Origin of the sequence: Mycobacterium sp., assembly GCF_036488105.1 — a bacterium.
GTDB lineage: Bacteria > Actinomycetota > Actinomycetes > Mycobacteriales > Mycobacteriaceae > Mycobacterium.
In genome coordinates this window covers 1-9800 of record NZ_DASXHW010000374.1, presented here as the reverse complement: position 1 = coordinate 9800, position 9800 = coordinate 1, and the positions used below count along the sequence as shown (strand labels likewise).

10 protein-coding genes and 1 pseudogene are annotated in these 9800 nt (G+C 64.7%); 5 read left to right on the top strand and 6 right to left on the bottom strand.

All coding sequences use genetic code 11. From position 1 onward, the window contains the following. A partial coding sequence (locus tag VGH54_RS19620) for an ERAP1-like C-terminal domain-containing protein (protein WP_331513740.1) occupies window positions 1-1076 on the top strand: 1076 nt, incomplete at its 5' end. A gap of 15 nt (window positions 1077-1091) precedes the next feature. Here the strand turns inward: VGH54_RS19620 and VGH54_RS19615 are convergent. Together VGH54_RS19615 and VGH54_RS19610 are read right to left on the bottom strand one after the other, a co-directional pair. Beyond that, window positions 1092-1559 carry a DUF5130 domain-containing protein gene (locus VGH54_RS19615; protein ID WP_331513739.1) on the bottom strand — a complete coding sequence of 156 codons (468 nt, stop codon included), beginning with the start codon at window positions 1557-1559 and terminating at the stop codon, window positions 1092-1094. Further along, on the bottom strand, window positions 1546-1773 hold the full coding sequence (locus VGH54_RS19610) for a hypothetical protein (RefSeq protein WP_331513741.1): 228 nt from the start codon (window positions 1771-1773) through the stop codon (window positions 1546-1548). Before VGH54_RS19610 ends, VGH54_RS19615 begins: the two co-directional genes overlap by 14 nt. Window positions 1774-2520: 747 nt before the next feature. On the opposite strand from VGH54_RS19610, the gene VGH54_RS19605 reads away from it, so the two are divergent. After that, window positions 2521-3753: a sodium-dependent bicarbonate transport family permease gene (locus tag VGH54_RS19605; RefSeq protein ID WP_331513738.1), complete on the top strand. Its 1233-nt coding sequence runs from the start codon at window positions 2521-2523 to the stop codon at window positions 3751-3753. 31 nt (window positions 3754-3784) lie between these two features. Here the strand turns inward: VGH54_RS19605 and VGH54_RS19600 are convergent, their stop codons facing one another. Beyond that, window positions 3785-4435 (bottom strand): HNH endonuclease, encoded by a 651-nt coding sequence (locus tag VGH54_RS19600; protein WP_331513737.1) that lies wholly within the window; start codon window positions 4433-4435, stop codon window positions 3785-3787. A gap of 150 nt (window positions 4436-4585) precedes the next feature. Between VGH54_RS19600 and VGH54_RS19595 the strand changes: the two genes are divergently transcribed. The 3 genes from VGH54_RS19595 to VGH54_RS19585 are packed head-to-tail and all read left to right on the top strand — an operon-like array spanning window position 4586 to window position 7646. Continuing rightward, on the top strand, window positions 4586-4990 hold the full coding sequence (locus VGH54_RS19595; protein ID WP_331513736.1) for a globin: 405 nt from the start codon (window positions 4586-4588) through the stop codon (window positions 4988-4990). Next, complete coding sequence (locus VGH54_RS19590) at window positions 4990-6579, top strand: glycoside hydrolase family 13 protein (protein WP_331513735.1); 1590 nt, start codon at window positions 4990-4992, stop codon at window positions 6577-6579. Before VGH54_RS19595 ends, VGH54_RS19590 begins: the two co-directional genes overlap by 1 nt. Window positions 6580-6611: 32 nt before the next feature. Next, complete coding sequence (locus tag VGH54_RS19585) at window positions 6612-7646, top strand: FAD-dependent oxidoreductase (protein ID WP_331513734.1); 1035 nt, start codon at window positions 6612-6614, stop codon at window positions 7644-7646. Between the two features lie 6 nt (window positions 7647-7652). On the opposite strand, the gene VGH54_RS19580 is transcribed toward VGH54_RS19585, so the two are convergent. The 3 genes and pseudogenes from VGH54_RS19580 to VGH54_RS19570 all read right to left on the bottom strand — a co-directional run. Then, a complete protein-coding gene (locus tag VGH54_RS19580; protein ID WP_331513733.1) occupies window positions 7653-8324 on the bottom strand; it encodes a hypothetical protein in 672 nt (223 codons plus the stop codon). Then, a complete protein-coding gene (locus VGH54_RS19575; protein WP_331513732.1) occupies window positions 8312-8725 on the bottom strand; it encodes a thioesterase family protein in 414 nt (137 codons plus the stop codon). Before VGH54_RS19575 ends, VGH54_RS19580 begins: the two co-directional genes overlap by 13 nt. Further along, window positions 8722-9800: pseudogene (locus tag VGH54_RS19570) on the bottom strand (NAD-glutamate dehydrogenase); the annotation flags it as partial. The pseudogene VGH54_RS19570 and the gene VGH54_RS19575, both read right to left, overlap by 4 nt.

Genomic DNA, 9800 nt, shown 5'->3' with positions numbered 1-9800 from the left:
CCCATCGCGAAGAACTCGACATCAGCGGCGCAAGCACGGACGTTGCTGCGCTGGTTGGCATTTCGGCTGGCAGGCTGGTCTTGGTCAACGACGATGATCTGACCTACTGCTCGCTGCGGCTGGACCCCGGCTCATTGCAGACGGCGCTGGACCGCATCGCCGACATCGCCGAACCGTTGCCCCGAACATTGGTGTGGTCGGCCGCCTGGGAGATGACTCGCGACGCCGAGCTGCGGGCCCGCGATTTCGTGTCGCTGGTCGCTGGCGGCATTCAGGGCGAAACCGAGGTCGGGGTTGCGCAACGGTTGCTCCTGCAGGCCCAGACCGCGCTGGGTTCTTACGCCAACCCGGAGTGGGCGCAGTCGGAAGGCTGGCCGGCTTTCGCCGACCGGCTACTCGAGCTGGCCCGCGCCGCGGCGACGGGATCGGATCATCAGCTGGCGTTCGTCAACGCGCTGTGCACGTCGGTGTTGTCGACGCGGCACGTGGTGGTCCTGGCCGATCTCCTCGATCACGACCCCGCCGAGTTAGGTTTGGCCGGGCTGTCGATCGACACCGATCTGCGTTGGCGGATCGTGACGGCGCTGGCCGCCGCCGGCGAGATCGACGCCGACGGCCCGGCAACGCCGTTCATCGACGCCGAGGTCCAGCGCGACCCCACCGCGGCAGGTAAACGCTTCGGCGCGCAGGCCTCTGCGGCGCGACCGCAGGCGGCGGTCAAGGAGTCGGCGTGGACGACGGTCACCGAAGACGATGCGCTGGCCAACATCACCGCGCGATCGATCATCGCCGGTTTCGTCAAACCCGGTCAGGCTGAGCTGCTCAAGCCGTTCGGTGCGCGTTACTTCGCTGCGATCCGCGGCATATGGGAACGCCGGTCCAGTGAGGTGGCGCAGACGGTCGTGGTCGGCCTGTACCCCTCGTGGGACATCAGCGACGACGGCCTCGCCGCGGCCGACGCGTTTCTCGCCGATCCGGAGCTGCCCGCAGCGCTGCGCCGCCTGGTGCTCGAGGGCCGCGCCGGAATCGAGCGGTCGCTGCGCGCGCGTCAGTTCGACGGCGCAGCCGTGACCTGACCGGGCGGTAGCGGGCTAAGCCGGCGAGATGCCGGCGCTGGTCACGCGGACCGCGCTGACCAGTCCGTCGATCAGGTTGCCCTCCTGGAACGCCGGCGCCGCGGCGGCTATCCCAAGCGGCGCAGCCGATTCGGCCCCGCGGCCACGAACGCCGGAGCCGTACACCACCTCGATCACATGCTGATTCGGAGAGACGGCAATCAGCACCGCATCGTTCGGCGTCGGCACCTTGGCCAGGATTTCGCGCGCCCGCGCTGCGGTGTCGCTGCCCAGGTCACCGATGTAGACGGCGAACCGCGCTCCGGCGGCCCGCGACCCGTAGGTCAGTGCGTCGTCAAGGGTGACCAGATCGCTGATGGGAAACGGGTAGTGCACCGAGACTTCACCGGGTTCGGTGACGCCCGAGATCCGTCCACTGGTCGTGATCGCCGAGCCGTGGGCCAGCTCGGGGTGCTTCAGGGTTGCGACCTCACCACTTGCCACTCGCGCCACCTCCCACGCTGAACTCGGATGCAGCATGACCGCCGTGGCCGTGGCCGACGACCTCGTCGGTCGCGGCCCACAGGATCGGGGGATGCGTCCAGGACTCCGACATTTTGTAGGTCGCCGGGTGCGGACCCTTGCGTGACCAGATCATCGCCACGAGCAGGATTACCAGCAACAACGGGATGCCCAGAAACAACGCATGGATTTCCATCGTGCTCACGACGCAAACCGTATCCCACCGGCGGCCGGCGGGGGCAGTTGGATTCAAAGTCCCGTTATGGCGCGAGATGTGGCGCACAAGCTTGTCTCCCAGCGAATTCTCAGCAGCTGACAGCCGATCTCCCAGGCGAATCGCGTAGTTTCTGCTCAGATGTTGTACTAGCACCATGTCCCGTGGTCCGACAGCGGCCGCTGCAGTTGTCCTGGATAGGCAGCAGATAGTGCGCGAGTTCGACTACGATCCACTCTCAGCACATATGTCGCATCGCTCCGCGACCCGTCAGCTTCATCGAGACGCAACCGATCCGGTCGCAACGACTCTGGATCTGAAAAGCCCATACTGTCGGCACGGATGGGAGCTTGCTGTGCTACAGCGCAACCGCGACGTGGGCGGCTATCTTCATCGCCGACTGCACCGACCCTGGCGCGCCAGGGGTACGTAGACGCTGACCGGCTGCGGGCAACGATTCGCCCAGACTAGTTGCCACGATCGCCGAGGCGCCGATCCCTACGCCAGCCAAACTGGCTCCGCCAATACATCGCTTCGGGTACCGAGCCACTCGGCACCACAGCGATCCAGTTCGCTGCGCCCATGCTTGTCGATCTCAAGCCACTGCGTGACGACGACGAAGCTGAACGCCTCGTCTGCACACCCGACCCCAAACGCTCATCACCCACGTTGACAGCGAGACGAAACGCGTTGCCCCCCAACGTGATAATGGAAACGAGGCTAAGGCAAATGGTACATGAATTCTTGCAAAACTTCGAGCATAATCTGTTCAAACCGCTGCTGCTGTTCTTCTACTTCGGGTTTCTGCTCCCACTCCTCAAGGTGGACTTCGAGTTTCCCTATGTGATCTACCAGGGCCTGACGATGTATCTGCTGTTGGCCATCGGCTGGCACGGCGGTGAAGAACTCGCCGCGATCAAGGCGTCAAGCGTCGGTGACATCGCGGGATTCATGGTCGTCGGCTTCGCCTCGAACTTTGTGATCGGTGTGCTCGCCTACCTCCTTCTGAACTGGCTGACCCGGCTGCACCAAGTCGACAAGGCCACCGTTGCCGGGTACTACGGGTCGGACTCGGCCGGAACTTTTGCCACCTGCGTGGCGATTCTCGTCAGCGTGGGAATGGCCTTCGACGCGTACATGCCGGTGATGCTGGCCGTGATGGAGGTCCCCGGCTGTCTGGTGGCACTGTTTCTGGTGGCACGGTTGCGGGACAAGGGGATGGACGCGGACGGCAACATGCCCGGTGAGCACGGCTACACCGCACCGGCGCCGGCGAGGTTTGCGCCCGGCGCCGCGGCCCAGCCAGGTCCCGGGCAGCAGCTGGACACCGAAGGCGACCGCGGAATCGCCCAGCAGCTGGATTTCTCGCTGGACCAGCGGCAACGGCGCACACTCGACGGCGTCGACGAGACCGGCAAGAAGCCGCCGCTGCTCTCCCGCCAACTGCTGCGCGAGGTCTTCCTGAACCCCGGCCTGCTTCTGCTCTTCGGCGGCATCACCATCGGCTTCATCAGTGGGCTGCAGGGACACAAAGTCACCCACGACGACGATGTCTTCTTCATCGCCGCCTTCCAAGGCGCGCTTTGCCTGTTCCTGCTCGAAATGGGCATGACAGCCGCTCGCAAACTGCGGGACCTCAAATCCGCCGGCCGCGGGTTCATCTTCTTCGGCCTACTGGCACCCAACCTTTTCGCGCCACTGGGAATCATCGTTGCCCACACCTACGCCTACCTCACTCACACCAACTTCGAGCCAGGAACCTACGTCTTATTCGCCGTGCTCTGCGGCTCAGCGTCCTACATCGCGGTACCCGCCGTGCAGCGCTTGGCGATCCCCGAAGCCAGCCCAACCCTGCCCCTTGCCGCATCGCTGGGACTGACGTTCTCCTACAACGTCACCATCGGGATCCCGCTCTACATCGAAATCGCCAAAATCGTCGCAAACTGGTTCCCAGCCACCTGAAGCGATGGAGTGAGAGTCGATTCGCGAATGGCTAGGCCGCGCCTTCGCCGAGGTATCGCGCCCACGACGGGTCGAGCTCCTTGACGGTTGAGAGCAGTCGCCAATGCTGCCCCTTGGGTGGCGTCGGCGCCCAGCGCAGCGACCAGCCCAGCTCGGCCAGCGACTTGTCGCCCTTGCGATGGTTGCAGGTCGAGCAGCACGCGACGCAGTTCTCCCACGAGTGATCGCCGCCGCGGCTGCGCGGCACCACGTGGTCGACGGTGTCGGCCTTGGCCCCGCAGTACGCGCAGCAAAACCGGTCGCGATGCATCAGCGCCGCGCGCGTCATCGGGACACGGGCCCGATAGGGCACCCGGACGAACGTCTTCAGCCGGATCACCGAGGGCACCGCGATCGATCTGGACGTCGAGTGGACGACCGGCCCGGTCGGGTCGTCGTGCACGACGTCGGCCTTGCCGCAGATCAGCATGATGATCGCCCGCCGGACAGGCAACGCGGTCAACGGCTCGTAGGTGGAGTTCAGCAGCAGCACCCGCCGGCGATTCCAGATCGATCCGCCGTCGTGGGCGACGGGCGGATGCGTGTCCACGGTTTGGACGCTATGCAGGGTCGAACCGGTCGCGGGCCCGGTGAGGCCTGCCGCGGCACCCGAACTGTGGTGGCGGCGTTTGCGCTGCGCCATACGTCCTCCGCCAGACAGTCCACCACGATTCGCCAGCCAGCGCACGCCAAATTGCCGGTGCCCGCTGGTCAATCCGGTGAACAGCCGGTTGCCACGTCCGCGGCCAAGGTTCATACGTCGCTCAGCGGCCCCCTCTGGGCATGGCCCACAATGGAGGCGATGGAACAACCACAAGAGACCTTCTACGACGCTGTCGGCGGCGCAGACACGTTCCATGCGATCGTGTCGCGCTTTTACGAGCTGGTCGCCGAGGACGAAATTCTGCGGCGTATCTACCCCGAAGATGACCTCGCGGGCGCCGAGGTCCGGCTCCGGATGTTCCTCGAGCAGTACTGGGGCGGCCCGCGGACATACTCCGATCAGCGCGGCCATCCCCGGCTGCGGATGCGGCACGCGCCGTTCCAGATCGGCCCGTTCGAGCGCGACGCCTGGCTGCGCTGCATGCATACCGCGGTCGCATCCGTTGACTCGGCGACCCTCGACGACGTGCACCGCAAGGCGTTGCTCGACTACCTGGAAATGGCCGCGCATTCCCTCGTCAACTCGGAGTTCTGATGACCTCACATCGACAGGGGCGGTGGTGGACGGACGCGGTGTTCTATCAGGTGTATCCGCGGTCGTTCGCCGACAGCGACGGCGACGGCGTCGGTGACATCAACGGCGTGGCGGCACAGCTGGACTATCTGGAGCGGCTGGGCGTCGACTCGATCTGGTTCAGCCCGATCATGGTGTCCCCGATGGCCGACCACGGCTATGACGTCGCTGATCCGCGCGACATCGATCCGCTGTTCGGCGACTTGGGGGCTTTCGAACGACTTATCGCGGCGGCGCATGAGCGCGGCATCAAGATCACGATGGACTTGGTGCCCAACCACACCAGCTCGGCGCATCCGTGGTTTCAGGAGGCACTGGCCGCCGCACCCGACAGCGCCGCGCGGAACCGCTACATCTTCCGGGACGGTCGCGGGCCCGGTGGCGCGGAGCCGCCGAACAACTGGCAGTCCGTTTTCGGCGGACCGTCCTGGACCCGGGTGGTCGAGCCGGACGGTAATCCGGGCCAGTGGTACCTGCATCTTTTCGACGTCGAGCAGCCGGACCTCAACTGGGACAACCCGGAGGTCTTCGACGATCTCGAGAAGACGTTGCGGTTCTGGCTCGAGCGCGGCGTGGACGGCTTCCGCATCGACGTCGCACACGGGATGGCCAAACCGCCAGGTCTTCCGGACTCCGATGTCGAGATGCGGCCGCGGATGCTCAGCGACGGTGACCCGCGGTTCAACCATCCCAATGTGCATGCGATTCACCGCAATATCCGCGGGGTGATGGACGACTATCCCGAGGCGGTGACCATCGGCGAGGTCTGGGTTTTCGACAATGCCAGCTGGGCCGAGTACTTGCGCGCCGACGAGTTGCACCTGGGTTTCAATTTCCGCCTGGTGCGAGCCGAATTCGACATCACCGAGATCCACCATTCGATCGACAACACCCTGGCCGCCGCTGCGATCGAAAAAGCCACTCCCACATGGACGTTGGAAAATCACGACGTCGTACGGGCGCCCAGCCGCTACGGTGGCGGCACGGTCGGGCTGGATCGGGCGCGTGCGATGGCCCTGGTGACGCTCGCCCTGCCCGGCGCGGTGTTCCTTTACAACGGCCAGGAATTGGGCCTGGCCAATGTTGAGTTGCCCGACAAAGCGCTGCGGGATCCGACGTGGGAACGGTCCGGCCATACCGTCCGCGGCCGCGACGGATGCCGCATCCCTATTCCGTGGCGCGGCGACACTCCCCCGTTCGGTTTCTCGGCTTCCGCGGACACCTGGTTGCCGATGCCGCCGGACTGGGCGGCACTGACCGTGGAAAAGCAACTGGCGGATGCCGACTCGACACTGTCGTTCTTCCAGCATGCGCTCGAAATACGCCGTAGCCGCTCAGAATTCGCGGGCGAGGGTATCGATTGGCTGGATATCGCTCCCGACGCGCTGGCGTTCGTCCGCCACGGCGGCGGGCTGCGTTGCGTGCTCAACACCGGCAATCGGCCGCTACCGCTGCCTAGCGGCGAAGTCTTGCTGGCCAGCGCGCCGACGATCGACGGGATGTTGCCGGCCAACGCCGCAGCGTGGCTGGCCTCGTCATCCGGCCGGTAGCGCATGGCGACGCCGATCCCTATACATAACCAGTGACTTACGAGTGGACAGTCATCGGCGCGGGGCCTGCGGGCATCGCGGCGGTGGGAAAACTGCTCGATCACGGTATAGCCGGAAAGGACATTGCCTGGATCGATCCGGCCTTCGGGGCGGGCGATATCGGCGCGAAGTGGCGATCGGTTTCCAGCAACACTCAAGTCGGCTTCTTCCTCAGTTATCTGAACGACGCTAACGCATTTCGGTTCTCCGACGCGCCCCCGATGCCACTGACGGAAATAGACACCGAAGAAACCTGCGCGCTCGCCCTGGTCGCCGACCCACTGCGGTGGATCACCGAGCAGTTGCGCGAGCAGGTGATAACGGTGGAAGCCACCGCAACTGCACTCTCGTTGGCACAACGACGGTGGCGTATCGAAACAGAACAACAGGAACTGACGTCCACAAATGTGATCCTGGCCGTCGGCGCGACGCCCAAGAAGCTCAATTACCCTCAGCTGAAAGAGATCCCGTTAGAGGTCGCGCTCGACCCCGAGAAGCTCGCCGCGCAGCCGTTGGACGAGGCGACGGTGGCGGTGTTCGGATCGTCGCACTCGTCGATGATCGTGTTGCCGCATCTGCTGCGTCACCCGGTTGCGAAAGTGATCAACTTTTATCGTAGCCCGCTCAAATACGCTATTTATCTTGATGATTGGATTCTGTTCGATGACTCCGGCCTCAAGGGGCGAGCGGCTGTTTGGGCGCGAGAGAACATCGACGGTGTGCTTCCGGACCGTCTGGAGCGGTGTCTGGTCGATGGTGCGGAGTTCGAGGACAAGCTCGCTGAATGCGATAGCGCGGTGTACACCGTCGGTCTTGAGCGCAGAACGCTGCCGGAGACGAGGCAATGGGGTCAGCTGGACTACAACCCCACCAATGGCATTCTGGCTCCCGGGTTGTTCGGTGTCGGCATTGCGTTTCCCGAGCGAGCGGTCGACCGGTTCGGGTACGTCGAATATCGAGTGGGCCTGAAAAAGTTCATGGACCATCTCCACGACGTCCTGCCGCTGTGGTTGCGCTATCAGCCGTGAGATAGGTCAACGCAGCACCAGCGCCGGATCGCCCCGGCGCCGGTACACCGAACCGAATCGCGCATCGATGCGCAACCAAGCCGGCAGCACGCGGACCCGCACGATCTCGTCGGGACCGACAGCCTCGGATGACTGCGGCAGGAAACCCATTGCCGTCAGCGCGAATACACATCGCATCGGGACGCCGACGCTGCCTTCGGCCGAGCTGACCTGGATCACCTCCTGGTCCAGCAGCGACACCGGCGGGCCCTGAGCGCTGCTGTGCTCCTTGGCCAATTGCCCGCCACGCTGAGCCAAATCAAGCATCAGGCGGGCCGGCACATCGTCGAGGTGGGCGAAGCCCGAGTCCGGTGGCAGTACTCCCCGCCACGCGGAATCCATCGGAAAGCCCGGATTGACGTAACCCGTGCTGTCGACAGCAGCCAACCCGCGCGCCAGTTCGTCTGCGCCAACGGATAAATCGTCGGGTCGGACGATTCCGGACACCACCCTGCTGGCCAGCACGTCCAGGCCGGTCGACGCCCAGGCAGTGAATTCCCCGGGCGAACGTGTCCGCAACCGGACGACGGTGGCGGCATCGAGTCGCGCCGCCCGCTCGGCGAACGCGGCCAAATCGGCGCGATGGGCGGCGACGGATTCCGGTCCCAGCCAGACGCCCCGCTCGGCTATCTCAACCACCGCTGAAGGTATTCCCGGTGATGCGGCGCCAGACGAACGAGTCGCTGCTCGTCGATGTTGAACGCGGCCAGTTGCGACTCGCCGATCACGGCAGGCTTCGACTCCGGATCGGCGCTCACCGAACGCACTTCGTAGCCGAGCGTGAAATCGACTGCCCGCAAACGCTTTACCCACATAGTGACCTGCAGCGGTGAATCAACCAGCCGCAGTTGACCTTTGTAGGTGACACGTACGTCCGCGATCAGCAGCCCGATTTCAAGGATGTCTGACTCGAAAGCCGGTTTGAGAAACGGGACGCGGGCCTCCTCCATGATCGTGACCATGGTCGCGTGGTTGACATGCTGGTACATGTCGATGTCCGACCAACGGACCGGAACAGCCGCGACGAATCCAGGCGTCAACCTGCTGCTCCTCGCCCGCTGGTGCGCGTCATCGAGCGAATCTGGCGCGCCGCCACCGAGAGTGTGGCCAAATCCTTCTGGCCGCTTTCGTGAATTTCGCTCAGCGTGCGCCGTGCCCGCTCCACTCGCGACGCGCTGGTGTGCTCCCACTCGGCGATCTTCTCTTCGCCGGTTTCCTCCGGTTCGCCGACGGCGAGCACGTCGAAACACAACGAGCGCAGCGACGAGTAGATGTCGTCACGAACTGCCAAGCGCGCCAACGAGTGCCAACGGTCGGCGCGCGGAAGCTCGGATATCGCGGTGAGCAGACCGTCGGTTCCGAGCCGGTCCATCAGCGCGAAGTAGGTGTCGGCGACTTCGGCCGGTTCACGGTCCTCGATGTCGGCGACGTCGATGATGTCGAGCAGGCTGTACCGGTACAGGCCGGCGGCCACCATGTAGCCGAGATCCGCTGACGCGCCTTGTTTGACGAATTCCGTGGCTTCCTTCTCCACGATCGCCTTGTCGTCACCGCGCAGCCACTCCGACATCCGCGGCGTCAGCGCTGCCACTTTCCCTGCGAATCGGTTGATTTCGGCGCCCACCGCCAACGGTTGGGGGCGGTAGTTGAGCAGCCAGCGCCCGGCGCGGTCGATCAGCCGACGGGTATCCAGCGTCATCTCATCGGACACCGCGATCGGCACCCCGGCCGCGCGAATGCTGTGCCACAGTTGCCCGATCCCGAAGATGGCGTCGGTCGCGGCGTAGGTGCGTACCGCATCCACCGGACCCACCCCGGTGTCTTGGGTGATTCGGTAGTCGTAGCTGATGCCGGCGGTGTCGACCAGATCGTTGACCAGCATGGTGGTCACGATCTCCCGCCGCAGCTGATGCGTGCGGATCGCCGGACCGCACCGTTCCCGCAGCTGCGACGGGAAATACCGCGGCAGCTTGCTGGCGAATACCTGTTGATCCGGCAGATCGGTTTCCAGCAGTTCGTCCTTGAGCGTCAGCTTGACGTGTGCCATCAGCGTCGCGAGTTCGGGTGAGGTGAGTCCGATGCCGACCTCGAGCCGGCGCGCGATCTCCTTCTCCG